Source organism: Stenotrophomonas sp. 22692, assembly GCF_052045015.1.
GTDB classification, from domain to species: Bacteria; Pseudomonadota; Gammaproteobacteria; order Xanthomonadales; family Xanthomonadaceae; genus Stenotrophomonas; species Stenotrophomonas geniculata.
The window spans coordinates 1-26,446 of the sequence record NZ_JBQEMR010000024.1 but is presented as its reverse complement, the minus strand read 5'-3'; the positions used below and the strand labels follow the sequence as shown (position 1 = coordinate 26,446).

At 67.0% G+C, this 26,446-nt stretch carries 23 protein-coding genes; 17 read left to right on the top strand and 6 right to left on the bottom strand.

Annotated features, from left to right (window positions below):
* The first annotated feature begins 270 nt into the window (after positions 1–270).
* Positions 271–1,149 carry a tetratricopeptide repeat protein gene (locus ACTJJM_RS15230; RefSeq protein WP_197597646.1) on the top strand — a complete coding sequence of 293 codons (879 nt, stop codon included), beginning with the start codon at positions 271–273 and terminating at the stop codon, positions 1,147–1,149.
* 123 nt (positions 1,150–1,272) lie between these two features.
* Here the strand turns inward: ACTJJM_RS15230 and dapE are convergent, their stop codons facing one another.
* Genes dapE through map form a run of 6 tightly spaced genes read right to left on the bottom strand, consistent with a single transcriptional unit; the run spans position 1,273 to position 8,205 of the window.
* Positions 1,273–2,400 carry a succinyl-diaminopimelate desuccinylase gene (gene dapE / locus ACTJJM_RS15225; protein ID WP_049455679.1) on the bottom strand — a complete coding sequence of 376 codons (1,128 nt, stop codon included), beginning with the start codon at positions 2,398–2,400 and terminating at the stop codon, positions 1,273–1,275.
* A complete protein-coding gene (locus ACTJJM_RS15220) occupies positions 2,397–2,768 on the bottom strand; it encodes an arsenate reductase (protein WP_012510522.1) in 372 nt (123 codons plus the stop codon). Before ACTJJM_RS15220 ends, dapE begins: the two co-directional genes overlap by 4 nt.
* A gap of 31 nt (positions 2,769–2,799) precedes the next feature.
* Entirely contained in the window at positions 2,800–3,666 is an 867-nt protein-coding gene (locus ACTJJM_RS15215) for a hypothetical protein (RefSeq protein WP_019336949.1), read from the bottom strand.
* A 2-nt stretch (positions 3,667–3,668) separates the two neighbouring features.
* Positions 3,669–4,733, bottom strand: a complete 1,065-nt coding sequence (gene dapD / locus ACTJJM_RS15210; protein WP_019336948.1) for a 2,3,4,5-tetrahydropyridine-2,6-dicarboxylate N-succinyltransferase — start codon at positions 4,731–4,733, stop codon at positions 3,669–3,671.
* Positions 4,733–7,360 (bottom strand): [protein-PII] uridylyltransferase, encoded by a 2,628-nt coding sequence (locus ACTJJM_RS15205; RefSeq protein WP_053442746.1) that lies wholly within the window; start codon positions 7,358–7,360, stop codon positions 4,733–4,735. Before ACTJJM_RS15205 ends, dapD begins: the two co-directional genes overlap by 1 nt.
* Before the next feature lie 2 nt (positions 7,361–7,362).
* Positions 7,363–8,205, bottom strand: a complete 843-nt coding sequence (gene map, locus ACTJJM_RS15200; RefSeq protein WP_313412140.1) for a type I methionyl aminopeptidase — start codon at positions 8,203–8,205, stop codon at positions 7,363–7,365.
* A gap of 173 nt (positions 8,206–8,378) precedes the next feature.
* Between map and ACTJJM_RS15195 the strand changes: the two genes are divergently transcribed.
* From ACTJJM_RS15195 to bamA, 16 genes are all read left to right on the top strand, one after another.
* Positions 8,379–8,909: a Csu type fimbrial protein gene (locus tag ACTJJM_RS15195; RefSeq protein ID WP_010486309.1), complete on the top strand. Its 531-nt coding sequence runs from the start codon at positions 8,379–8,381 to the stop codon at positions 8,907–8,909.
* On the top strand, positions 8,909–9,658 hold the full coding sequence (locus ACTJJM_RS15190) for a fimbrial biogenesis chaperone (protein ID WP_019336945.1): 750 nt from the start codon (positions 8,909–8,911) through the stop codon (positions 9,656–9,658). Before ACTJJM_RS15195 ends, ACTJJM_RS15190 begins: the two co-directional genes overlap by 1 nt.
* A gap of 7 nt (positions 9,659–9,665) precedes the next feature.
* Positions 9,666–12,044, top strand: coding sequence for a fimbria/pilus outer membrane usher protein (locus tag ACTJJM_RS15185; protein WP_049455676.1), 2,379 nt, complete (start codon positions 9,666–9,668; stop codon positions 12,042–12,044).
* Entirely contained in the window at positions 12,041–13,078 is a 1,038-nt protein-coding gene (locus ACTJJM_RS15180) for a Csu type fimbrial protein (protein ID WP_010486313.1), read from the top strand. The genes ACTJJM_RS15185 and ACTJJM_RS15180 overlap by 4 nt, the downstream gene beginning before the upstream one ends.
* Positions 13,079–13,211: 133 nt before the next feature.
* Complete coding sequence (locus ACTJJM_RS15175; RefSeq protein ID WP_392421799.1) at positions 13,212–13,457, top strand: hypothetical protein; 246 nt, start codon at positions 13,212–13,214, stop codon at positions 13,455–13,457.
* Entirely contained in the window at positions 13,457–14,155 is a 699-nt protein-coding gene (locus tag ACTJJM_RS15170; protein ID WP_241873818.1) for a fimbrial biogenesis chaperone, read from the top strand. The genes ACTJJM_RS15175 and ACTJJM_RS15170 overlap by 1 nt, the downstream gene beginning before the upstream one ends.
* Before the next feature lie 220 nt (positions 14,156–14,375).
* Positions 14,376–15,182 (top strand): 30S ribosomal protein S2, encoded by an 807-nt coding sequence (gene rpsB / locus ACTJJM_RS15165; RefSeq protein WP_005408748.1) that lies wholly within the window; start codon positions 14,376–14,378, stop codon positions 15,180–15,182.
* Between the two features lie 126 nt (positions 15,183–15,308).
* Positions 15,309–16,184 (top strand): translation elongation factor Ts, encoded by an 876-nt coding sequence (gene tsf / locus ACTJJM_RS15160; RefSeq protein ID WP_010486320.1) that lies wholly within the window; start codon positions 15,309–15,311, stop codon positions 16,182–16,184.
* A gap of 258 nt (positions 16,185–16,442) precedes the next feature.
* Positions 16,443–17,981 (top strand): GGDEF domain-containing protein, encoded by a 1,539-nt coding sequence (locus ACTJJM_RS15155; protein WP_010486323.1) that lies wholly within the window; start codon positions 16,443–16,445, stop codon positions 17,979–17,981.
* A gap of 121 nt (positions 17,982–18,102) precedes the next feature.
* Complete coding sequence (pyrH, locus tag ACTJJM_RS15150) at positions 18,103–18,831, top strand: UMP kinase (RefSeq protein WP_010486325.1); 729 nt, start codon at positions 18,103–18,105, stop codon at positions 18,829–18,831.
* Positions 18,832–18,927: 96 nt separating this feature from the next.
* Positions 18,928–19,482, top strand: a complete 555-nt coding sequence (frr, locus tag ACTJJM_RS15145) for a ribosome recycling factor (RefSeq protein WP_010486327.1) — start codon at positions 18,928–18,930, stop codon at positions 19,480–19,482.
* A 5-nt stretch (positions 19,483–19,487) separates the two neighbouring features.
* Complete coding sequence (gene uppS / locus ACTJJM_RS15140) at positions 19,488–20,255, top strand: polyprenyl diphosphate synthase (protein WP_100448140.1); 768 nt, start codon at positions 19,488–19,490, stop codon at positions 20,253–20,255.
* A complete protein-coding gene (locus tag ACTJJM_RS15135) occupies positions 20,252–21,088 on the top strand; it encodes a phosphatidate cytidylyltransferase (RefSeq protein ID WP_010486331.1) in 837 nt (278 codons plus the stop codon). The genes uppS and ACTJJM_RS15135 overlap by 4 nt, the downstream gene beginning before the upstream one ends.
* 2 nt (positions 21,089–21,090) lie before the next feature.
* Positions 21,091–22,281, top strand: a complete 1,191-nt coding sequence (locus ACTJJM_RS15130) for a 1-deoxy-D-xylulose-5-phosphate reductoisomerase (protein ID WP_010486332.1) — start codon at positions 21,091–21,093, stop codon at positions 22,279–22,281.
* 56 nt (positions 22,282–22,337) lie between these two features.
* Entirely contained in the window at positions 22,338–23,696 is a 1,359-nt protein-coding gene (gene rseP / locus ACTJJM_RS15125) for an RIP metalloprotease RseP (RefSeq protein WP_224329146.1), read from the top strand.
* A 74-nt stretch (positions 23,697–23,770) separates the two neighbouring features.
* A complete protein-coding gene (bamA, locus tag ACTJJM_RS15120; RefSeq protein WP_010486337.1) occupies positions 23,771–26,134 on the top strand; it encodes an outer membrane protein assembly factor BamA in 2,364 nt (787 codons plus the stop codon).
* Positions 26,135–26,446: the final 312 nt, after the last annotated feature.

Below are 26,446 nucleotides of genomic sequence, written 5' to 3'. Positions count from 1 at the left end.
CGGCGCCCGGGCACAAAAAAACCCGCATCGGCTGATGCGGGTTTTCTGGTGTCCGGGCGTGTGTTGCTGTCTATCTACCCAGGGCGCAGTCCCGCATCGGCCGCGCACGATTATTCGCGCGCAGATTATTGCGGTTGTTGTTATTGACGGCGGTGGCCAGGCGGATCGACATGGCATCGACCCTACCCCGGTTTCCGGCGCGGCGCAACAGTTGCGTCGGCAACCACGCCTGAGGCGCATAATGGCGCGCCCTGAACCGGTGTAACAGGAATGCAACACTGCAATGGACGCATCGGGGCACTGGCCGCCCTGCTCTGCCTGGGCCTGGCGGCCTGCCAGACCCTGCCCCCGCCTTCTACGCTGCCGCAATCCCAGCGGCAGGCATTGGAACAACGCGGCACCGACGGCAGCTTCGAGGGTGCCTTCGATACCGCGCAAACCTTCGAGCGCTTCAACGATCCGCGCGCCATCGCCTACTACGAGCGTGCCGCAGCGGTCGCCCCCTGGACCTTCCACAACACCAAGGCGGAAGAAGCACTGGGCCGGATCTGGATCTCCGGCACGCTGCGCCATGCCGACAGCCCCCACATCAACCCGGCACCGGTGCTGCGCGAATCCTGGCGACGTGGCGAACGCGCCTATCTGGCGGCGGCCTACCACGGCAATCCCTATGCGTTCTACGAACTCGCCAAGGCCTATCGTCAGCGTGGCGACGCGCAACAGGCGCTGCGCTGGGACCTGCGCGAAATGATCTACAAGCGATACCCGAGTTCGTCGTCGCGACTGCCGGATGCGGTGGCCGCACAGGATGACACCGTGCATCCGCGGGTTGCGCAGATCCAGCGCCGTGCCGAGCGTGGCGATGCCGAAGCGCAGGTAGACCTGGGCGCGCTGCTGGAGGGGGGCATGGGACTGCCGCGCGATCCGGCGCGTGCGCTGCAGCTGTACCAGCGCGCTGGCGAGAAGGGCAATGTTTTCGGCCAGTACTTCGCCGGGCTGCTGCTGGGCCGCAGCGCGCCGGGGGTGGAGAAGGACACCGAGGCGGCGGCGCGCTGGTTTGCCAAGGCCGAGGCGCAGCGCTTCTACATGGCGGCGCCGAGTTACTGGAAGAAAGCGGTCGAGCCGCCGTTCTTCCTCTTTTCGGAATAGTGGAGCCGAGCCATGCTCGGCTGCTTCTGCCGGTAGACATCAGCCGAACATGGCTCGGCTCTACAGAGATGTAGCTCCGGCGGGGGGCGTGCCGACCAACGGTCGGCACCCACCGTCGCAGGCTCACACCAGCAGCCGTTCCACCAGCCGCTGGTACAGCCCCGGCAACGCTTCCAGATCGTCCACGCGCACGTTCTCGTCCACCTGATGGATGCTGGCGTTCACCGGCCCCACTTCGATGCACTGCGCACCCAGCGGCGCGATGAAGCGGGCATCGGACGTGCCGCCGCCGGTGCTTTCTTCCGGGGCACGGCTGATGTGCTCGGCCAGCACTGCACGGGCGGTGGCGCGCAGCGTGCCTTCCGGGGTGTAGAACGGCTCACCGCTGCGGTGCCACTTCAGCGTGTACTGCAGGCCATGCCGGTCCAGCAGTGCGGTGATCTCCGCCTCCAGCTTCGGCGCATCCCAGTGCGGGTTGTAGCGGATGTTGAAATCCACTTCGAGCTCGCCGGGAATCACGTTGTTGGCACCGGTGCCGGCGTGGATGTTGGAGATCTGCAGGCTGGTCGGCGGAAAGCTCTCGTAGCCTTCGTCCCAGCGCCGTGCACTCAGTTCGGCCAGGGCCGGAGCCGCCTGGTGAATCGGGTTGCGTGCCTTTTCCGGATACGCCACGTGGCCCTGCACGCCCTGCACGCGCACCTTGGCCGACAGGCTGCCACGACGCCCCACGCGCAGCAGGTCGCCCAGGATCGCGGTCGATGACGGCTCACCGGTGATGCACCAGTCGATGCGCTGGCCGCGTTCGGCGAACAACCGTGCGACGTGGCGCACGCCATCGATGGCGTCGCCCTCCTCGTCGCTGGTCAGCAGCACCGCCAGCGTACCGGGGTGATCGGGATGCGCGGCGACGAACTGCTCGGCGGCGACCACGAACGCGGCCACGCTGCCCTTCATGTCGGCGGCGCCACGGCCATACAGCACGCCATCGCGGATCTGCGGCGTGAACGGGTCGCTGGTCCAGGCCTCGCGCGGACCCGTCGGCACCACGTCGGTATGGCCCAGCAGTACCAGTACCGGCGCGCCCTGGCCGTGGGTCGCCCACAGGTTGTCGACCTCGCCCAGGCGCAGGTGATCGCACTGGAATCCGGCCTGCTTCAGGCGTGCCGCCAGCAGTGCCTGGCAGCCAGCATCATCCGGCGTCACCGAGGGTCGTGCGATCAGTTCGCAGGTCAGGTCGAGGACCGCGCTCATGCGTCACCCACGCCGAAGCGGGCCTTGAAGCCGTTGTCACTGAAACCCTGGCTGACCGTGCCGTCGGCGGTGACCACCAGCGGGCGCTTGATCAGCTGCGGGTACTCGCGCAGCAGCAGCTTCCATTCGGCCTCGGAATCGGCGGCCTTGCGGTTGTCCGGCAACTGCCGCCAGGTGGTGGACGACTTGTTCACCATCGCCGCCAGGCCACCCAGCTGCGCTGCCCACGCCAGCAGGGTTTCCGGACTGGGTTTGTTGTCGCGGTAGTCGACGAAGGTGTACGGCACGCCGAAGCGGTCCAGCCACTTGGTCGCCTTCTTGCAGGTATCGCAGTTCTTCAAACCGTAGACAGTGGTGCTCATGGCCATCTGTGATGCTGGAAAACAGAGGGCCAGAATCTCACAACAGGCGCTCGGACACGACCCGGAACGGCACCCGTGGCAGCAGGAAGGCCAGCCCCTCGGTCAGGTTCACACCCAGCGCCTGCAGGCGCGGGCACTGCAGCTCGCCTTCAAGCTGCAGCGGCTGCAGGCGGTCGATCTCGACCGGCAGCGCGATACGGGTGCTGGCCCAGCGACAGTCGCAGGTACGGGCGATGGCCTCGTCCTGGCAGGTGAGGAAACGCAGGAGGGCCTGATGGCCACCGAAAGCCGCCGTCCATGCCGCGTCCTCCCAGCCCGCAGCAGCCTGCCACTGCAGGTACAGCTCCGGCGCACTGCCCTGCCCGCCTTCGATCCGGGTATTCCCACGGCCATCGGTGCGCACCGCATGTTCGAAGCGGGTGGAAAGATGCGGCTGCATGGCATCGCTGAAGGCACGCGCGCCGGCGACGAAGGGCAGCTGGTCCATCACGTTGCGGTCGAACAGCACCACCGGTGTCCCGTCCGGAGCGTCGTCACGACGCAGGTACCAGCGCCAGTTGCTCTGCCTTGGAGACGGCATCAGGGAGCGCAGCGGTCCGGCCAACGCCGGCCCGAAGTGGCCGTGACGGTAGCTGAGGATGGTGTAAGGCGTACGTCCGGCATGGACCACGTAATGATGGCCCGGCGGTGGCGATGGTGCGTGGCGCACATCGACCCACCAGCTCACGTAGACCACATCGCGCACATCGCTGACCATCGCCGGCATCGGCCAGCGCCGCGACAGTGCGCGGCGCAGCCGGGTCCAGCGCGGGGCGTGCAGCAGGCGCGGCAGCATCCGCCCGAACAGGGTGTCGGACGGATGCCGGTAGATCGCGGACTGCGCCAGATCCTCCGGCGCAGCCACCTTCAGTCGGCCAGGCCGCGCAGCAGGTCGTTGACGCTGGTCTTGCTGCGGGTCTTGGCATCAACCTGCTTGACGATCACCGCGCAGTACAGCGAATGGGTACCGTCCTTGCTCGGCAGCGAGCCGGACACCACCACGCTGTACGGCGGGATGTAGCCGTAGGTGATTTCGCCGGTGGCACGGTTGTAGATGCGGGTGCTCTGGCTGAGGAACACGCCCATGCCGATCACGCTGTGGTGACCGACCACCACGCCTTCCACCACCTCCGAACGGGCACCGATGAAGCAGTGGTCCTCGATGATGGTCGGGCTGGCCTGCAGCGGCTCCAGCACGCCGCCGATGCCGGCGCCACCGGACAGGTGGCAGTGCTGGCCGATCTGCGCGCACGAACCGACGGTGGCCCAGGTGTCGACCATGGTGCCTTCGCCGACGTAGGCGCCGATGTTGGTGAAGCTCGGCATCAGCACCACGTCCTTGCCGAAGTAGGTACCGCGGCGGGCGATCGCGCCCGGCACCACGCGCACGCCGCCGCGGCGGAACTTCGCTTCGTCATAACCGGCGAAGCGCGATTCGACCTTGTCCCAGAACGGCGCCGGGCGCGCATCGACCACCGCCATGTCGTTGACGCGGAAATACAGCAGCACGGCCTTCTTCAGCCACTCGTTGACCTTCCAGCCACCCTGGCCATCCGGCTCGGCGACGCGGAACTCACCGCTCTCCAGGCCGTCGATCACGCGGTTGACCAGCGGCTTGGTCGAGCCTTCCAGCTCGTGCAGGGTCAAGGTGGCACGGCGCTCGAAGGCACTCTCGATACCAAACTTCAGCTCTTCCACACCCGGTGCCGACGGCTTGCGCAGCGACTTGCGGGCGATGGTTTCGGCGCGGACGGCTTCGGCGCTCCTGGCCGGTGCCTTCTTCGCTGCAGCCGCTTTCTTCGCCGGGGCCTTCACCGCAGCGGCCTTCTTCGGCGCAGTGGTCTTCTTCGCGGCCGGTGCGGCGGCAGCAGGTTTCCGGGCCGCTGCGCTCTTGGGGGTCGCGGCGGTCTTCTTGGCGGGCTTGGTGGCCATCAGGCGGGGTCTCCGGCGTTTCGATCAGGGTCCAGGCAGGCCAGCATCGCGTCATGCAACTGCTGCCGGGCAGGTTCAGTCAGGGGGAGGTCGTGTTCGTCACTGATCACGAAGGTGTCTTCGGCGCGTTCGCCGAACGTGGCAATGCGCGCATCATGCACGCGCAGGCCCTGGTTGCGCAGCACGAACGCCACATCGGCCAGCAGGCCGGGGCGGTCGGGAGCGACCAGGGCGAAACGGGTTGCACCCGGCTCATCGCGGAATTCGATGCGCGGGGCAAAGCGGAAGTGCCGCAGCTGCCGTGGCACCACCCGGCGTGACGGCCGCAGGCGCGACAGGTCACCACTGAGTGCCTCGCGCAGCGCCGCTTCCAGATTGGCACTGCTGCCATCGGCGAAGGTATCGGCCGGGTTCACTTCGAAGGTATCGAAGATGGTATCGGCCGGGCCGTCCAGCACGCGTGCGCGGTGGATGCCGTAGCCCTTGCGGTCCAGCGTCATCACGATGGCGGCAAACAGGCCGTCGCGGTCCGGCGAATGCACGAATACTTCCAGCGCGGGGTCGTCGACGCTGATCCGGCGTACCTTCACCAGCGCCTGGCCCTGCTTCACCGGCACCAGCGCGGCGGCCTGCCAGGCCAGCTGCTCCGGGCGCAGGCGGATGAAGCCCTCATCCGGCATCACCGCGAACTGGCGGTCGATGGTGGCATCGTCGTAACCCCGCTCGCGCACCAGCGCGCGCACGCTGTCACGCGCCTCGGCCACGCGCTCGGCTGCCGGCACCGGGTGTTCCAGCCCCTCGCGCAGCGCGCGCCGGGTGGCGAAGTACAGGTCGGCCAGCAGGCGGTCCTTCCAGGCATTCCACAGCTTCGGGCTGGTGCCGGCGATGTCGGCGCAGGTCAGCAGGTACAGGTAGTCCAGGCGGTCGCGGCTGCCGACCAGGGTGGCGAAGCGATGGATCACCTCCGGGTCGGCGATGTCCTGCTTCTGCGCGGTCACCGACATGCGCAGGTGCTGTTCGACCAGCCACGCCACCAGTTCGGTGTCGGACGTGCTCAGCGCATGCGCCTGGCAGAACGCGCGCGCATCGACCGCGCCCAGCTCCGAATGGTCGCCGCCACGGCCCTTGGCGATGTCATGGAACAGGCCGGCCAGCAGCAGCAGCTCCGGCTTGCGCAGGCGTGGCCACACTTCATGCGCGATCGAGAAGCGCTCGTCGGCACGGCTGCTGGCGAACAGGCCGATGTTGCGCAGGACCATCAGCGTGTGCTGGTCGACGGTGTAGACATGGAACAGGTCGAACTGCATGCGCCCACTGACCTGGGCGAAGGCGGGAATCCACTGGCCAAGCACGCCCAGCCGTGCCATGCGCGAGAGCGTATCGACCGGGCGCTGGCCGCGCAGCAACGCCAGGAACTGCTCGCGCGCATCGGCGTCGGCCTGGTCGTAGGCCGGCAACAGCGGCAGCGCTTCAGCCAGCGCCCGCGCGGTCAGCGAATGCAGGCCGCGCACCTGCGGATTGTTGGCCCAGCTGGCAAACAGTGCGAACACCTGGCCGATATCGCCGCGCGGCCAGTCGGCTTCGTTGGCCGCCAGGTAGCCACGGCGCAGGGAAAAGCCCACGGTCAACGGCTCCGGCTGCGCCTCGCCGTCGAACTGCTCCTCGAAGCGCTGCAGCAGGCGGTCGCTGATCCGGCGCACCACCAGCGCGGCGCGGTAGAAGCCCTGCATCATCTTCTCGACACCGAGATTCTCGGCATCGTCTTCAAAGCCCAGGCGTGCAGCCAGGGTCTTCTGGTAATCGAAGCGCAACCGCTCTTCGGGGCGTCGCGCCACCAGGTGCAGGCCGAAACGCAGCCGCGCCAGCACCGCACGTTCGCGCTTCAGTGCTGCCGCTTCGTCGGCGCCCAGATGGCCGAGCCCGACCAGCGCCTCCAGGTCACGCACGCCGAAGGCACGCAGTGCCATCCAGCCCAGCGTGTTGAGATCGCGCAGGCCACCGGGGCCATCCTTCAGGTCCGGCTCCAGGTTGTCGGCGGTGTCGCCAAAACGCTGGTGGCGGTTGCGCAGCTCTTCCAGCTTGGCCAGGAAAAACGCGCGTGCCGGCCACAGTTCCCGATCGTCGATGGCCTCGCGCAGCGCGCGGCGTGCCGCATCATCGGCCAGGATCGGGCGCGCCTCGATCAGTGCAGTCAGCACGGTCTGGTCCGCCGCCGCCTCACGGCACTGCGGCGCCGAACGCACCGCATGGCTGACTGCGAGCCCGCAGTCCCACAGCAGTGCGAACAGGCGTGCCAGTGCGGATTCATGCGCCAACTGTGCCGGCGGATCACCGAACACCAGCAGGTCGATGTCCGATCGCGGGAACAGTTCACCGCGGCCATAGCCACCCACCGCGAACAACGACAGCCCGCTATCGGCGGCCAGGCAACGCTGCCACGCCAGGCGGATCAGATGGTCGGCGGCGCGCGCGCGCAGCGCCAGCAGGCGCTCGATGTTGTCGCCCTGGTCGAAGCGGCGGTACAGGCGCGCGTCGGCCTGCTGCAGCGCCTGGCGCGCGGCAGCAGCCCAGTCCGGGTCGTTGAGCGACGCGGCCGGCGTGTCCAGCAGCGAACTCGCCGGCAGCATCCTCAGGAGACCTGCGACTCGCCCGGCGACAGGGTCAGCACGTCCACGCCGGTCTCGGTGACCGCGATCATGTGCTCCCACTGTGCCGACAGCTTGCGGTCCTTGGTCACCACGGTCCAGCCATCCGGCAGCACCTTGTTGTAGCGGGTGCCCTCGTTGATCATCGGCTCGATGGTGAAGGTCATGCCCGGCTGCAGCACCAGGCCCTGGCCCGGGCGGCCGTAATGCACCACCTGCGGCTCATCGTGGTAGACCTTGCCGATGCCGTGGCCGCAGTACTCGCGCACCACGCTGAAACGCTCGCCTTCGGCATAGCTCTGGATGGCATGGCCGATGTCGCCCAGCGTGGCACCCGGGCGTACCGCGCGGATGCCGCGCCACATGGCTTCGTAGGTGGTTTCCACCAGGCGGCGGGCCATCACCGACGGCGTGCCGACGAAGTACATGCGGCTGGTGTCGCCGTGCCAGCCATCCTTGATGACGGTGACGTCGATGTTGATGATGTCGCCATCCTTGAGCACCTTCCCTTCGCTGGGGATGCCATGGCAGATGACGTTGTTGACCGAGGTGCACACGGTCTTCGGGAAGCCGCGGTAGCCGACGTTGGCCGGAAGGGCGCCCTGCACGTTCACGATGTGGTCGTGGCAGATGCGGTCCAGTTCCTCGGTGGTGACACCGGGCTTGACGTGGGGGGTGACGATGTCGAGCACTTCGCTGGCCAGGCGGCCAGCGATTCGCATCATCTCGATTTCCTGCGGGGTTTTCAGATTCACGCTCATGGCCGCCATTATCGCCGATCCGGCCACAATCTGAACGAACGCCACCCAACTGGCGATCCGGGCCATGCACGGTTCCGGCAAGGAAAGTGAAAGCGTGACCCCCGCCACCCTTTCGCCTCCTCATTTATCACGGAATACAGACACTTACGCCACCTAAGCTGGGGTCACCGTCGCCGAAGCGGTGCCGAACGTGCCGCCTTCGCCTTGTTCAACGGACCTTCGGGTCAGGGAGGTTGTCCATGCGATCCGCGCTTCGTTCCCCGCTTGCCTGGGCTTTGACCGGGGTTCTGCTGTCCAGCCCGGCCCTGGCCGCAGACACCACCACCTTCAATGTCACCCTGGTGGTCACCAAGGCCTGCACCATCACCGCCGCGGCGGCCACCAACGTCGACTTCGGCACCGCCGCCTCGACCACGGCGACCCCCACCCTGGGCCAGGGCACGGTCACCGCCCAGTGCTCGGCACTGACCCCGTACACGATTTCACTGAATGCAGGTGCCAACGCCAGCACCGCCAATGACGTCACCACCCGCCGGATGAAGAACACCAACGCCGCGGTGACCGCCAACAACTACGTCGGCTACCAGCTCTACCAGGACGCCGCACACACCCTGGTCTGGGGTGCCACCTCCGGCACCAACACCCAGGCTGGCATCGGCACCGGGCTGGCCGTGCCCTACATCGTCTACGGCCAGATCCTGAACCTCAGTACGAACAACCCGGCGACCGGCAACTACCTGGATACGGTTACCGCCACGATCACCTATTGATGGAGCACGCCCGCATGGCCCGACCCCGCCCGTGGCGCGCCACCGGCGTGGCGCTGCTCGTCCTGAGCCTGGTACTCGCCGCCCCGGTCGAAGCCACCAGCCTGCAGGTCGCCCCGACCAGCCTGCAGCTGGAAGCGCGCCAGCGCGCCGGCGAGCTTTGGCTGACCAACAGCGGCACCTCGCCGGTGAAGCTGCAGGTGCGGGTGTTCCGCTGGGTGCAGCAGGACGGGCAGGAACAACTGTTGCCCACCGATGGGCTGGTGGTCACCCCGCCGATGCAGGAACTGGCTGCCGGACAGCAGCAGCTGGTCCGGGTGATGCGTCCGGACAGGACGCCACCGCCTGCACAGCAGCATTACCGATTGATCGTCGACGAGGTGCCCGATCTGGCCACCCGTGCCGAAGGGATGCAGTTCGTGCTGCGCTATTCGATACCGGTGTTCGTGCAGCCCGCCGCCGGCAAGCTTGCGCCGCAGCTGCAGGCCCGCCTGGTGCAGTTGCCCGATGGCCGCAACGGCGTCGAGGTGGCCAACGCGGGCAACAGCTATGCGCAGATCGCCGATCTCGCGCTGGGTAGTGCCACGCGCCCGCGCATCGTGCATCCCGGACTGCTGGGATACGTGCTGCCCGGGCAGGTGATGCGCTGGCCGATCGAGCGCACGGCGATCGACCGCGACAACGACCAGATCACGGCCAAGCTCAATGGCGAGTCGGAACAGACGCCGCTGTCGCCTCCATCGGCTCGCTGAGGCGTTGATGGGTGCGCTGCTTGCTGCCCTGGCTCCTGCGGCGATCCAAGCCGCCGATGTGTCCGGTGCAGCGGCCACCACCGCCGCCGATGTATCAGGCATCTCCGCCGATGCGATCCTGCCACCGCCCACACCATTGACCGCCAACCAGACGCTGTACCTGGACGTGGCGCTCAACAGCACCCCACGCGGCCTGATGCCTTTCATCGAGAACCGTGGCCGCCTGCAGGCCAGCCCCGACGTGCTGCGCCAGCTCGGCTTCAACGCCAACGGCGATGCACCGGTGTACCTGGACCAGATCAGCGGCGCGGTGGTGCGCTATGACGCACGCCTGCAGACCCTGGCGCTGGACGTGCCGCTGGACCAGCTGACCCTGCCGACTACCGTGCTCAGTCGCCCGCAGACGCGCGCCCCTGCAGGCAGTGCCTCACCCGGACTGCTGCTCAACTATGACGTGTATGGCAGCCGGGTGGATACGCTCGGCAACCTCAGCCTGAGCTCGGAACTGCGCCTGTTCGGCGTCGGCAACGGCACCTTCGAAAACACCGCGGTCAGCCGACGCTACCAGCAGCCCGGCGATCGTCGCTGGCGCGGTGAGAGCGTGCGCCTGGATACGCGCTGGAGCCTGGATTTCCCCGACAAGGCGATGACGCTGGAGGTCGGCGATTTCTACAGCGGCTTCGTCGACTGGACCCGCCCGGTGCGCCTGGGCGGCCTGCAGATCGGCCGCAACTACGGCCTGCAGCCGTATCGCGTGCTCACTCCCACGCCCAGCTTCCTCGGCCAGGCCGTGGTGCCCTCCACCGTCGAGCTGTATGTCGACGGCCTGCGCCAGTACAGCGGCCAGGTCCCGGTCGGCCCGTTCCAGCTGGCCGCGCAGCCAGGCATCAGCGGCACCGGCAACGCACAGGTCGTGGTCACCGACGCATTCGGCCGCATGCAGACACTGGATTTCAGTTTCTATGGCACCCAGCAACTGCTGGCCAAGGGACTGTCCGACTGGTCGGTCGGCGTCGGCCACCTGCGCCAGGACTTCGGCCAGCGCTCCTTCGCCTACGACGATCGCACCGTGGCCAGTGCCAGCTGGCGCGGCGGCATCAGCGATACCTTCACCGGTGAAGCGCATGCCGAGGGCGGAGGTGGCCTGGCCCAGGCCGGCATCGGCGGCTGGTGGCTGCTGGGCGGCGCCGGCGTGTTCAACGCGGCCTACGCGCACAGCAACCATCACGGCCTGCAGGGCGGGCAGTGGGCACTGGGTTACAGCTGGAACAACCGCCGTCTCAACGTCAACCTGCGCAGCGTGCGCAGCCACGGCGACTACCGTGACCTCGGCGCGCTGCAGGGCAACCTGCCGCCGAGCATCAGCGAACAGGCCACGGTCGGGCTCGATCTGCTGCGGCTGGGCACGCTCAGCGCCAGCTACCTGCGCCTGCGCTACCCCGATGGCGAAGACAACCGCTATGCCAGCCTGTTCTGGTCGCGCACCTGGAGCCAGCGCTGGTCGGCCTACCTGTCGGTGAACCAGAACCTGGACCAGAGTGATGATCGCAGCATCTATCTGTCGGTGACCGCCAGCCTGGGCAACAACCGCCAGGCCAGCCTGTCCAGCCAGCGCAACGGCGACAGCCAGACCTGGGTGGCCGACGTCACCCAGCCGGTGCCCGGTGATGGGAGTGCAGGCGGCATCGGCTGGCGCGCGCAGGTGCGCCACGGCGAGGACGGCAACGGCGGCCTGGCCGAAGTCGGCATCCTCAATGACATCGGCCGCTATTCGTTCGGCGCCTCGCGCCAGGGCGGGCTCAACTATGCCTACGGCAGCGCCAGTGGCAGCCTGGTCTGGATGAGCGGGCACGCGTTCGCCACCCGCGAGGTCTCGGACGCGTTCGCGGTGATCAGCACCAACGGCGTCGGCGGCGTGCCGGTGCGTCTGGAGAACCGCCTGATCGGCGTCACCGATGATCGTGGCCTGTTGCTGGTCAGCCCGCTGCTGTCCTGGCAGCGCAACCGGGTCTCGATCGACACCCTGGACCTGCCCGAGGAGATGCGTGCCGACCGCATCGAGGACTGGGTGACGCCGCGCCAGCGCGCCGGTACCCACGTGACATTCCAGTTGCGCTCACGTCCCTCTCTGAGCCTGACGCTTCAGAGCATGGACGGGCAGCCACTGGAAGTGGGCAGCGAAGTGCAGCTGCCCGATGGACGCCAGGCCACGGTGGGCTATGACGGCCTGCTGTACCTGGAAGACATCGCTGCCGGCAGCGTGCTGTACATCACCACCAGCCGCGGCCAGTGCCGGGTGAAGGTACCCGACCAGCCCAAGGTGGTGGCGTCTGGCGCCCGGCCGAAGCCGGCACCGCTGCAGTGCATTCCGGAGGTCGCGCCGTGAGGGTGCTGCTGCTCGGCGTGCTGCTGGTCGCCGGCCTGCTCGCGGCACTGCCGGCCCGGGCGACAGCGGTCTGCACGGCAATCGCGAACCCGACCCTGCCATTCGGCAACATCAACAGCAACGCTCCCGGCCCTACAGCGGCAACGCTGAACATCACGGTGACCTGCACCACCGCCGCACTGAGCCTGCTGGCCACCACCGGCGTCCGCGTCTGCGTGGGTATCGGCGCCGGCAGTGGCGGCGGCAGCAGCTCCACCTTCCGCACGATGTCCACCTCCACCAGCGACACCATGAACTTCCAGTTGTACAACACCGCCAGCTACAGCCAGGCCACCGGCCTGGTGCCGCGCGGCACGCCACCCGCGCAGGAACTGACCATGAGCTACAGCGTGCCGCTGCTGACCGGCGGCAGCGGTGCGCAGTCCGTGCAATTGTTCGCGCAGATCCCTGCCAACCAGATCCTCGCTTCGGGTGCCTACAGCAGCACCTTCAGCGGCGCCAACGTGGTGCTTACCTGGGCCTGGAACGAAGTCCTGCTCGGCACCGCCACCGTGCCGGCCACCTGCAACGGCGGCGCGACCGGCACCAACAGCGCCAGTGGGGCTTTCAGCTTCACCGCCACTGCCAACGTGCTGCCGCAATGCGGCAGCTACGTCACCACCAGCATGGACTTCGGCAACGTCACCGGCAGCATTCCCGCCAACATCGACCGGACCGCCACGCTCACGCTGACCTGCCTGAAGAACACTGCCTACCAGATCAGCCTCAACAATGGCCAGAACAACCCCGGCGCCTCCACCACCCGGCGCATGGCCACCACCATTGGCAGCGGCACCTACTACCTCCCCTATGAGCTGTACCGCGATGCCGCGCGCAGCCTGCGCTGGGGTAGTACCCTCAACGTCGATACCGTTGGTGGCACCGGAAGTGGCAGCGCGCAGCAGCTGACCATCTATGGCCGGGTGCCGCCGGTCACCGGCCAGCCCGCGGCCGGTACCTACAACGATCTGGTGCAGGTGACGATCACCTATTGAGTCCCCTGTGGAGCCGAGCCCATGCTCGGCTTCATTTTCTGGCATCCGGCAAGCCGAGCATGGGCTAGGCTCTACAGTTCCGGCGCATCCTGCCGATACCGCGCAACGGGTCCTACAGCACGGTGGATGGCAGGTGGTTCGCGCACTTCTGATCGGGGCGATGCTGGTCGCCAGTACGCCCGCGTGGGCCGATCCGGGCAGTACACCCCTGCAGATCCGGCTGACCGTGGTCGAGGGCTGCAGCGGTGATGCCGGCAACACCCGATGCGCGGCACCGCACAAGCGCAGCGACGCGCCCGAGCTTCCGCAACAGATCCGCGATCTCGCGCCGCCGGCCGACAGCGACGACGCGGCGCCCGCCGTGACCGTCATCTACTGATGCGTACCCTGCTGAGCCTGCTGGTACTGCTGCTGGCGCTGCCCGCGTCGGCGCTGGACCTGGTGCCGACCACCCTGCAGCTGCCAGCCGAAGGGGGACACAGCGAGCTGTGGCTGTACAACCCCGGTCCCGGCCGCTGGCAGGGCGAGGTTCGGATCCTGGCCTGGGAACAGCAGGCCGACGCGGAAAAGCTGCGGCCCAGCGACCAGATCCTGGCCAGCCCTGCCCGGCTCGACCTCCCGCCCGGCACCCGCCAACGCATCTGGCTGCTGCCCCGGGACAGGTCGCCCATTGCCGTCGAGCAGGCCTACCGGGTGCTTCTGGCTCCCACTGAACCGGACCTGCCACGGTACTCACTGCCCTTGTTCAGGGGACACGCCGTGCCCCTGGCGTGGCCGGAGCTGCATGCCGGGATCGAACCCGGTACGTCACATCCCTTTCTGCGATTGAGCAACGCAGGTACCGTACACGCCCGCCTGCACGATCTTGCGTTCGTCGCCGACGATGGCCGCCGCACCCTGCTGCTGCCGGGACTGGCCGGCTACCTGCTGGCGGGCCGGGAACGCCGCTGGGCCCTCCCCGCCCATGCCGACGGCTATGCCCGTGGCCATTTCCAGGCCCGGCTGCAGGACGGCCGCGTGGTCGATCTGACCGTGCCGGACCCGGCAATTGCAGCGAGCGCACCGAGCGGGCTATAATCGACCGGATTCCTGCCGCCTGCGTGCGCGGGAGACCGTCCACACCGGACGTCACCGGTGAATCCACACCTGCTGCCCCCATCCGTGCCGGGGTGCTCCGCAAGGAGTTCGGCCACGGAGGCAACAGGGAAGCCCAACCCCGGAACCGATCGCGCTTCCACGCGTCCCGCATACCTATCCCCGCGGGCGGAATCGCTGGTTCCATATCAGGAGTATTGCAATGCCCCAGGTCACCATGCGTCAGATGCTGGAAGCCGGCGTCCACTTCGGCCACCAGACCCGCTACTGGAACCCGAAGATGGCTCCGTACATCTTCGGCGCCCGCGGCAAGATCCACATCATCAACCTGGAAAAGACCGTCCCGCTGTTCAACGACGCGATGAACTTCATCTCGTCGGTTGCCCAGAAGCGCGGCACCGTCCTGTTCCTGGGCACCAAGCGCAGCGCCCGCGAAACCATCAAGGAAGAAGCCGAGCGTTGCGGCATGCCGTTCATGAACCAGCGTTGGCTGGGCGGCACCCTGACCAACTTCCGTACCGTCAAGCAGTCGGTTGCCCGCCTGAAGGAACTGGAAGCCGGTGAAACCGACGGCACCTTCGAGAAGCTGGTCAAGCACGAAGTGCTGGGCCTGCGTCGCGAGCGCGACAAGCTGGAAGCCTCGCTGGGCGGCATCAAGGACATGAACCGTCTGCCGGACGCCATCTTCGTGATCGACATCGGCCACGAAGACATCGCGATCAAGGAAGCCAAGAAGCTGGGCATCCCGGTCATCGCCGTGGTCGACACCAACTACAACCCGGAACTGGTGGACTACGCCATCCCGGGCAACGACGACGCCATCCGCGCTGTGCAGCTGTACGCCCGCGCCGCTGCCGACGCCGTGCTGGAAGGCAAGGCTGCTGCTCCGCACGCTGCTTCGGTGCGTGAGGAAGAGTTCGCTGAAGCCGCTGCTGAAGGCGAAGAGAAGCCGGCCCGCCGCGCTCCGGCCAAGAAGGCTGCCAAGAAGGGCGACGACGCCCAGGCCTGATCCAGGCCCCGGGGTGGACGCCCGGCATCCACCCTCCCTGCACGCAGCCTTTGGCGCGTGACAGGACCGTGTCACACGGGCCGGCCACCATGCCGGCCCAACCCCTTTCTTTCGTGAGGTAATCCCGTGGAAATCACTGCTTCCCTGGTCAAGGAACTGCGCGAGCGCACCGGCGCCGGCATGATGGAATGCAAGAAGGCTCTCACCGAAGCCAACGGCGACATCGACGCTGCTGCTGAAGCCATGCGCAAGTCCGGCGCCGCCAAGGCCGACAAGAAGGCTGACCGCGTGGCCGCCGAAGGCCGCCTGGGCCTGGCCCAGGATGGCGGCAAGGCCGTGCTGGTCGAAGTCAACTCGGAAACCGACTTCGTCGCCAACGATGACAACTTCAAGTCCTTCGTCAATGCCGTCGCCGCTGCCGCCCTGGCATCGGGCGCCACCGACGTCGAAGCCGTGAAGGCTGCCAAGCTGGCCGATGGCCGCACCGTTGAAGAAGCCCGCGCCACCGCCGTGCAGACCCTGGGTGAGAACATCCAGATCCGCCGCATGGTCAAGGTCGACACCACCGGCAACATCGGTGCCTACGTCCACACCAACGGCAAGGTTGGCGTACTGGTCGACCTGATCGGCGGCGACGTCGAGCTGGCCCGTGGCCTGGCGATGCACGTGGCTGCCCTGAAGCCGCCGCACAACAAGGCTTCGGACGTTCCGGCCGACTTCGTCGAAAAGGAAAAGGAAATCGAGCTGGCCAAGATGTCCGAAAAGGACAAGGCCAAGCCGGCCGAGATCCTGGAAAAGATCATCAGCGGCAAGATCAACAAGATCGTCAGCGACGTGACCCTGTACGGCCAGACCTACGTGCTGGGCGACACCACCGTCGAGCAGGTGGTCAAGGCCGCTGGCGCCGACGTGGCTGGCTTCAAGCTGCTGATCGTCGGCGAAGGCATCGAGAAGGTCGTGGAAGACTACGCCGCTGAAGTTGCCAAGGCGATGCAGGTCTGATTCCAGCCTTCCGGCTGCGAAGCGACCAGAAGGAGCCGCGGGAATCCGCGGCTCTTTTTTTATGCCCGGGACAATGGGAGGCTCATGCTCCAACTGTTGTTGCGCACACCGACGCCGCGCACACCGGCACCTTTGCGTTGCGCGCGAATCAAGCCGATACTCGGCGCAGGGAATCCACAGTCACATAGCAGGAACGAAAATCGCGGACTGTGATGCATTCCTAGGTATTCTTGTCCCAATGGAATTGAACGACCCGACATGCCTCCCGAGCTGACAGCTGCCCTGGCGCTCTGCCGCAACCTGCCTTCGCCACCCGGTATTGCCCTGCGCATCATCGAACTGGCACAGGACCCGGAAGCGGACATCGCCACCGCCGCCGACATCATCGCCATCGACATGGCGCTGAGCGCTCGCATGCTGCGCATCGCCAATTCGCCGCTGTACGCCAGTCGTCGCCGCATCGAGAACCTCGGCCAGGCACTGACCATGCTGGGCCTGAATGCCACGATCAGCCTTGCCCTGGGCTTCACCGTCACCCAGGGCCTGACCGGCGGCGCCGGTGCCGACCACGACCTGCGCCAGCGCGCGTGGAAGCGCAGCATTCTCAGCGCACTGGCCGCCAGCCAGCTGGGCCAGGCCCGCGGCCTGCGCCGCCTGGAGGAACTGATGCTGGCCGGGCTGCTGCAGGACCTGGGCGTGCTGTGCCTGGCCCAGGCCGAATCAGAGCGCTATCTGCCGCTGCTGCGCGAAGCCCGTGACAACACGGACCTGGTTGCCCGCGAGCGCGACGCGCTCGGCTGCAGCCACGCCGATGTCGGCGCCTGGGTGGCCGAGCAATGGGGCCTGCCGCGCTATCTGGTGGAGAGCATCAGCCACAGCGAGGACGACGACGCTGCCGATTCGCCGTTCCAGGCCTGCGTGCAGCTGTCCGGCGCTGTCGCCGACATCTGGCTGGACGAAGATGCCGATGCCGCCCGCGAGCGCGCCCTGCACCAGGTACATGACCGGCTGGAACTCGACAGCGCCCGTTTCGACCAGGTGCTGACCCGCATCAGCGAGGCCCTGCCGGACATCGCCAGCCTGTTCGAGGCCGGGCTGAACTCGCCCTCGCGGGTCCGTGAGCTGATCGACCACGCGCAGGAGCTGGCCACCCTGCGCAACCTGCGCGAGCTGCAGGATGCCGACCAGGCGCGCCGCCGCGCCGACGAATTCGAGGCGCGGGCCAAGCGCCTGGCCGACCAGGCCCACCGCGACGCCCTGACCGGCGTGCTCAACCGCCGCCAGCTGGAGGCGGTGCTGGAGCAGGAGTTCCTGCGCGCCGGGCGCCAGGGCTGGCCGCTGTCGGTGGCCTTCATCGACCTGGACGACTTCAAGAAGATCAACGATGCCCACGGCCACCTGACCGGCGACGAGGTGCTGCGCGCCTTTGCCGGCAAGCTGCAGGGCCAGCTGCGCAACAGCGACACCGTGGCCCGCTTCGGCGGCGAGGAATTCGTCGCGCTGCTGCCCAATACCAGCGAAAGCGTGGCCTTGGACGTGATCCGCCGGGTACTGGCCAACATCGTCGCCACGCCGATGGCCGAGCTGGAGGGAGGTCCGTTGTTCGTCACCTTCTCCGCCGGCGTGGCCACCCAGGGCGGCTACGAGCGCTTTGCCGACGTGCAGGACCTGCTGCGTGCCGCCGACGATGTGCTGTACCGATCGAAGAACCTGGGCCGCAACCGGGTGATCGCCCGCTCCCCAGGCGCCCTCGGCCACGACAAGCTTTCAGCCACCGCCGGCGCCGAGCTGGGCTGAACGGGACGCCCCGCGTGACCGGGGCGGATGGCAGGATTTTGCGCCGCAGTGCACAAAACACTTTGGCCCGACGCCGCATGCGCGTAGAATCGCCCGCGATTTCCACGCACCCGAGGTCCCTATGTCCAAGCTCGCCTATCGCCGCATCCTTCTGAAACTATCCGGGGAGGCGCTGATGGGAGATGAGGACTACGGCATCGACCCGAAGATCATCAACCGCCTGGCCCGTGAGGTCATCGAAGCCCAGCAGGCAGGCGCCGAAGTTGCACTGGTGATCGGCGGCGGCAACATCTTCCGCGGCGCCGGCCTGGCCGCTGGCGGCATGGACCGGGTCACCGGCGACCAGATGGGCATGCTGGCCACGGTCATCAACGCTCTGGCCATGCAGGACGCCTTGGAAAAGCTGGGCGCCAAGGCCCGGGTGATGAGCGCGATCAAGATCAACGACGTGTGCGAGGACTACATCCGGCGCCGCGCCATCCGCCATCTGGAAAAGGGCCGCCTGGTGATCTTCGCCGCCGGCGTCGGCAGCCCGTTCTTCACCACCGACTCCGGTGCCGCCCTGCGCGCGATCGAGATCGGCGCCGACCTGCTGCTGAAGGCGACCAAGGTTGACGGCGTGTACGACAAGGACCCGAACAAGCACAGCGACGCGGTCCGCTTCGACAGCCTGAGCTACGACGAAGTGATCCGCCGTGGCCTGGAAGTGATGGATACCGCCGCCTTCGCACTGGCCCGCGACAGCGACCTGCCGATGCGTGTGTTCGACATGGGCCAGCCGGGCGAGCTGCTGAAGATCCTCAGCGGCGAGAACATCGGCACCCTGGTCCAGGGCCGAGACCCGGCCTGAGCCTGAGTGCCAGGCGAGCTCCGGGCCGATTCAGGCCCGGCAGCGTCCCGTATTCGCCTATAATCGCCCGATTCCAGTTACACCCAGGACCGGGCGATGCTCAACGACATCAAGAACAACGCGCAGACGCGCATGGCCAAGAGCATCGACGCTCTGAAGCACACCCTCACCTCGATCCGCACCGGCCGCGCCACCCCGGCCCTGCTGGACCGCGTCACGGTCAGCGCCTATGGCAACGCCAGCACCCCGCTGAACCAGGTCGCATCGATCTCCAACGCCGACGCCCACTCGCTGCTCGTCACGCCGTTCGACAAGAGCATGATCAAGGAGATCGAAAAGGGTCTCTACAACGCCGAGTTCACCCCGAACACGCTGGGCACCGCGATCCGCATCAACATGCCGCCGCCGACCGAAGAGCGCCGCAAGGAGCTGGTCAAGCAGGTGCAGAAGGAAGGGGAAGGCGCCAAGATCGCGATCCGCAACATCCGTCAGGACGCGAACAAGGAAATCGCCAAGCTGGTCAAGGACAAGGCGATCAGCGAAGACGAGAAGAAGCGCGGTGAAGACGACATCCAGAAGTTGACCGACACCCACATCAAGGACGTCGACAAGGTCGTTGCCGACAAGGAAAAAGAACTGCTGTCGGTCTGAAGTCGATGCCTTCAGTCCCGCCTCCGTTGCCGGCCGCCCTGCCCCGCCACATTGCCATCATCATGGATGGCAATGGGCGCTGGGCACAGCAGCGCCGTCGTCCGCGCGTGATCGGCCACCGGGCCGGCGCGCGTGCGGTCAACCGCACCATCGAGCGCTGCCTTGAGCTGGGTATTCCGGCGCTGACCCTGTTCGCGTTCTCCAGCGAAAACTGGGGCCGGCCGCAGGAAGAAGTCGATGCGTTGATGAAGCTGTTCCTCGGCGCGCTCGACCGCGAAGTGGACGAGTTGCATCGGCGTGGCGTGCGCGTGCGCTTCATCGGCGAGCGCGAACGCTTCGGCGCCGGGCTGGTCAGCCGCATGCAGCTGGCCGAGCAGCGCACCGCGGACAACAGCACCCTGACCCTGTCGATCGCCGCCAGCTACGGTGGCCGCCAGGACATCACCCGTGCCGCGCGCGCACTGGCCACCGAAGTCGCCGCCGGCCGCCTGCTGCCCGAACAGATCGACGAATCGCTGCTGGGCAGCCAGGTCGCCCTGGCCGACCTGCCGCCACCGGACCTGTTCATCCGCACCGGTGGCGACACCCGCATCAGCAACTTCCTGCTGTGGCAGCTGGCGTACACCGAGCTGTGGTTCACCGAGGCGCTGTGGCCGGACTTCGATCCCGCTCTGCTGCAGCAGGCGCTGGACGCCTATGGCAGCCGTGAGCGTCGTTTCGGCCTGACCAGCGCCCAGATCGCCGCACTGGCCACCGAGACTTCCAGCCCATGACCAAGACCCGAGTCCTTGCCGCGCTGATCATGGCGCCGGTCGCCATTGCCGCGATCCTGCTGCTGCCGACCCAATGGTTGGCAGCGGCGGCGGCGGCGGTGCTGCTGATCGGCCTGTGGGAGTGGCTGAAGCTGGCCGGCATCGAAGACACCCTCGCGCGCACCGTGCTGCTGGTGCTGAACCTGCTGCTGATGGTGCTGCTGGTCTGGGCCGATGGCAGCACGCTGGTGCTGTTCCAGATAACCACCCTGGCCGGCGTCGCCTGGTGGTTGGCGGCGCTGGTCTGGCTTCGCTTCTTCAATTTCGGCGCGCAACCGTCGGCACCCTCGCGCATCGTGAAGATGCTGGCCGGAACGCTGGCCATCGTTCCGGCCTGGGCCGCGCTGGTGCTGATCCATGCTGGCGGCGATCCGCCGGGCAAGCAGGGCCACCTGTGGCTACTGGCTGCCCTGGCACTGGTCTGGGCGGCCGATTCGGGCGCCTATTTCGCCGGCCGTCACTTCGGCAAGCACAAGCTGGCCCCGCGCATCAGCCCCAACAAGACATGGGAAGGCCTGTTCGGCGGCCTGCTGGCCGGTGTCGCCGTGGCCGTCGGCCTGGGCTGGCTGGCCGGCATCGATACCGCACATCTGCCGGGCCTGCTGATCACCTCGGTGGTGGCCGTGTTCGCCTCGGTACTGGGTGATTTGTTTGAAAGCCTGATCAAGCGTCACGCCGGCGCCAAGGACTCGGGCCACCTGATTCCGGGCCATGGCGGCGTGCTCGACCGTGTCGACGGCGTCTTGGCTGCAGTGCCGGTGTTCGCACTCGGCAAGGAAATCTTCGGGTTCTGACCATGAATGCTGTCGCAGACCTGCGCCGGGTCGCCGTGTTCGGCGCCACCGGCTCGATCGGTGCCTCCACGCTGGACGTGATCGCCCGCCACCCGCAGCGCTATCAGGCCACCGTGCTGGCCGCCGGCCGCCAGGTGCAGGCGCTGCTGGCGCTGTGCCGCCAGCACAAGCCCGCGCACGCGGTGATCGCCGACGCATCACTGTTCGCCGAGCTGCGCGACGGCCTGCGCGATGCGGGACTCGCCACCGAGGCGCATGCCGGCCATGCCGCGCTGGACCAGCTGGCCGCCAGCGATGCCTGCGACACCGTAGTCGCCGCCATCGTCGGTGCGGCCGGGCTGTCTTCCACCCTGGCCGCGGCCGCCGCGGGCAAGCGCATCCTGCTGGCCAACAAGGAATCGCTGGTGCTGGCCGGTGAGCTGCTGACCCGCACTGCCGAACGTGCCGGCGCCGAAATCATCCCGATCGACAGCGAACACAGCGCGATCTTCCAGTGCCTGCGCTCGCGCGACGCCAGCATTGACGGTGCCGGTGTGCGCCGCATCCTGCTGACCGCCTCCGGTGGCCCGTTCCGCGGCCGCAGCCGGGCCGCGCTGGCCCAGGTCACCCCGGCCCAGGCCGTGGCCCACCCGAAATGGTCGATGGGCCCGAAGATCTCGGTCGATTCGGCGACGTTGATGAACAAGGGCCTGGAAGTGATCGAGGCCCACCACCTGTTCGGCATCCCCGGTGAGCGCATCGACGTGCTGGTGCATCCGCAGAGCCTGGTCCACTCGCTGGTCGAGTTCGTGGACGGTTCGACCCTGGCGCAGATGGGCCTGCCGGACATGCGCACCACCCTGGCCGTTGGCCTGGGCTGGCCACAACGCATCGAATCGGGCGTGGCGGGGCTGGACCTGCTGGCCCAGGGCCGGCTGGATTTCGAGGCCCCCGACACCGACGCCTTCCCCTGCCTGGCCCTCGCCTGGCAGGCGATGCAGGCCGGTGGCACCGCGCCGGCGGTGCTGAACGCTGCCAATGAAGAGGCCGTTTCAGCGTTTCTTCAGGGCCGAATCGGTTTCCTGACCATCCCGGAACTGGTTGCTAACGCTCTTTCAACACTGCCGACCCAGCCAGCCGATACACTGGAGGTCCTGTTGTCCGCCGACCAGCGGGCACGCCAGCTCACCCTGAACGCCATCGACGCCGCCTGAACGACCGCCTCGCACACGCATGACGACGCCGCCCCTGCCCGCCACTGTGAGCCTGCATGACTGACTTCATCGGATCGGTCTGGTGGATGATCGTCAGCCTCGGGCTGCTGGTCACGTTCCACGAGTTCGGGCATTACTGGGTCGGGCGCCTGTGCGGGGTCAAGATCCTGCGCTTCTCGGTCGGCTTCGGCCGGCCGCTGTGGTCGCGCCGGGACAAGCACGGTACCGAGTTCGCCATCGCCGCCATCCCGCTGGGCGGTTATGTGAAATTCCTCGACGAACGCGAAGTCGAAGTCCACCCGCACGAGCGCGGCCAGGCCTTCAACCACAAGACCGTCTGGCAGCGCATCGCCATCGTCGCCGCCGGACCGATCGCCAACCTGCTGCTGTGCATCCTGCTGCTGTGGGCGATGTTCGTGATCGGCAAGCAGGATTATTCGCCGACCATCGGCCGTGTCAGCGGCATCGCCGCCAGCGCCGGCCTGACCAGCGGCGACCGCGTGCTGCGCGTGGACGAGCGCCCGGTGATCACCCTCGGCGAGGCCAGCATGGCGCTGACCGCCGCAGCGATGGACCGCCGCGACGTGACGCTGGAAGTGCTGGACCCGGCCGATCAGGTGCGCGTGCGCACCCTGCCGCTGTCGCAGCTGCCCCCCGGTTTCGATGAACGACGCGTGCCGATCCTGGCTGGCCTTTACTGGCAGTCGTGGCTGCAACCGGCACGGGTCGATTCGCTCACCGCGGACTCCGTGGTGGCCGGGCAGCTGCAGCCGGGCGATCTGATCGTGGCGATCGACGGCCAGCGCATCGACGGTGCCGACCAGGTCATCGGCGAGATCCAGACGCTGGGCCGCGCTGGCGGCCCGGGCATGATCGAGGTCCTGCGGGGCGGCGAACGCCTGGCGCTGGAAGTCACCCCGCGCCAGGGCAAGGATTCCAAGGGCGAGCCGATCTGGCAGATCGGCGTGCAGTTCCCGACCTCGTTCAGCCCGCCCTATGACACCCTGCTGCGCTATGGCCCGCTCGACGCGGTCACCGTGGCCGTGCGCGAAACAGGCCGCCTGGCGGCCGATTCGCTGGGCATGATGGGCCGCATCGTCACCGGCAAAGCCTCGCTGCAGAACGTTTCCGGGCCAGTGACCATCGCCCGCGTGGCCAATGTTTCAGCCAAACGCGGCCTGGACTGGTTCCTGCAGTTCCTTGCCCTGCTGTCACTCAGCCTGTGCATCATCAACCTGTTGCCGATCCCGATCTTGGACGGCGGCCACCTGCTGTATTACCTTATCGAGTTGGTCAAGGGCAGCCCGCTGAGCGAGCGTGCCATCGCCGCCGGCCAGTACATCGGCCTGGCGTTGCTGGCCGGGTTGATGGGGTTGGCGTTCTACAACGACATCCTCGGCCTGGTCCCGCGATGAACTTTTCCATGTTGTTGCCGTCTACAGCGTCGGCATCCCGCACCAACGAAATCGACCTTCCTACCGGACGTGACATGACGCGACTCCCCAATCGCCGCCTGCTGGCCCTCGCCCTCGCCGCCGTCACCGGCGCTCCCGCCCTGGCCCAGGCAGCCGAGCCCTTCACTGTCAGCGACATCCGCGTGGATGGCCTGCAGCGCATCAGCTCGGGCACGGTATTCACCTACCTGCCGGTGGAGCGTGGCGAGACGGTCACCGACAACAAGGTCGGCGAGACCATCCGCGCCCTGTACAAGACCGGCTTCTTCGAAGACGTGCAGCTGGACCGCCAGGGCAGCATCCTGGTGGTGACCGTCAAGGAACGCCCGGCGATCAACAAGCTGACCGTGACCGGCAACAAGGACATCAAGTCCGAGCAGCTGCTCAAGGGCCTGTCCGACATCGGCCTGACCGAGGGCGGCACCTTCGATCGCCTGAGCCTGGACCGCGTGACCCAGGAACTGCGCCGCCAGTACAACGACCGCGGCAAGTACAACGTCGAGATCACCCCGACGGTGAGCCCGCTGGACCGCAACCGCGTGGACATCGCGATCGCGATCAAGGAAGGCAAGGCGGCCAAGATCCGTCACGTCAACCTGGTCGGCACCGAGAAGTTCGAGAGCAAGGACATCCTGGAGACCTGGGAGTCCAAGGAGCACAATTGGGCGTCGTGGTACCGCCGTGACGACCAGTACTCCAAGGAAAAGCTGTCCGGCGACCTGGAAAAGCTCAATTCCTGGTACCTCGACCGCGGCTATGTCGACTTCAGCATTGATTCGACCCAGGTGTCGATCAGCCCCGACAAGCGCGACATGTTCCTCACCGCCGGCGTGACCGAAGGTGCGCAGTACAAGATCTCCGAGATCAAGGTCAGCGGCGACACGATCCTCCCGCAGGAGGACGTCGAGCGCATGGTGATCCAGAAGTCCGGCGACACGTTCTCGCGTGCGCTGCTGGAATTCAGCTCGGACACCATCACCAACTCGCTGTCGAACATCGGCTATGCGTTCGCCAAGGTGAACCCGATCCCGACCACCAACCGCCCCGAGCAGACCGTGGCGATCAACATGCAGGTCGTGCCCGGCCCTCGCGTGTCGGTGCGTCGCATCCTGTTCCGTGGCAACACACGTACGTCCGACGAAGTGATGCGTCGCGAAATGCGCCAGTTCGAGAACAGCTGGTACTCGCAGGCCGCGATCGACCGCTCCAAGATCCGCCTGCAGCGCCTGGGCTACTTCGAGTCGGTGGACGTGGAAACCCCGGCCGTCAGCGGCAGCAACGACCAGGTTGACGTCGTCTACAACGTCAAGGAAACCACGTCCGGCAGCTTCGTGTTCGGCCTGGGCTACTCGCAGTCCTACGGCATGACCACGTCGGTGCAGCTGTCGCAGAACAACTTCCTCGGCGGCGGCAACCGCGTGTCGGTCGAAGCCTCGCGCAGCAGCTACCTGCAGCGCTACGGCTTCAGCTACACCAACCCGTACTTCACCGATGACGGCGTGTCGCTGGGCTACAACCTGTCCTGGCGCGAGCTGGACTACTCCGACTTCAACACCGCGCAGTACAACAGCACCAATGGTTCGGCGCAGGTGGTGTTCGGCGTGCCGATCACCGAGACCGATACCGTCTCGCTGATGTTCGGCATCGACAGCAACCAGATCACCACCTACCAGGGCTCGACCCCGCAGTCGATCATCGACTACATCAACGCCGTCGGTAAGCGCACGTTCCATGCCTGGCGCACCGAGCTGGGCTGGGCGCGTGACTCGCGCAACGACTACTTCATGCCGACCCGCGGTACCTACCAGCGCATCGGCCTGGAAACCACGCTGCCGGGTTCGACCATCGAGTACTACAAGCTGAACTACCAGATCAGCAAGTACTGGCCGATCATGCCGTCGCTGGTGATCAACACCCGTGCCGAAGTGGGCTACGGCGATGCCTATGGCAACGACTACACCCGCACGCTGACCAACCCGGACGGCACCACCCGTACGGTGACCGCCAGCGGCCTGCCGTTCTTCGAGAACTTCTACGCCGGCGGTACCAACTCGGTGCGTGGCTTCGAAGACAACACCCTCGGCCCGCGCGAAGTCACCAATGGCTATCCGGAAGGCCAGCCGCTGGGTGGTTCGCTGAAGACCGTTGGTTCGGTCGAAGCCTACTTCCCGCGCCTGTTCGACAGCCCGTCGGCACGTGTGTCAGCCTTCGTCGACTTCGGCAACGTTTACAACGGCGTGGACAACTTCAAGGCCAACGAACTGCGCGTGTCCACCGGTGTGGCCCTGCTGTGGCGCGCCCCGGTCGGCCCGATCTCGATCAGCTACGCCTTCCCGCTGAAGAAGAAAGACGATGACAAGATCGAACGGCTGCAATTCACGTTCGGTGGCCAGTTCTGAGGAACGTTGTTCCCCAGAACTGATCCACCTCCGGTGAATTGCCCGCGCATTTCACCTATCCCCCGCGCCGCTGGCGCGCCCCCCTTAACAGAAGGGGGGCTCTCCACCAGACGGGTCTCGAATCGCCGGGCATTGCCCGGCGTTTTCATTTAGAAGGGCTGGCGGAAGCGAGCGCTCCGCTTTTGATCTTTCCTGTTTTTCCGTGGCTGGCACTCGCGCCACGCCGTCGGAGGACGGATGGGTGGGGCCTGCGAGGGTGTGAGCCGCATGGATGCGGCGACCAAGGCTACATGGACGTACTTGCGCCGTCCC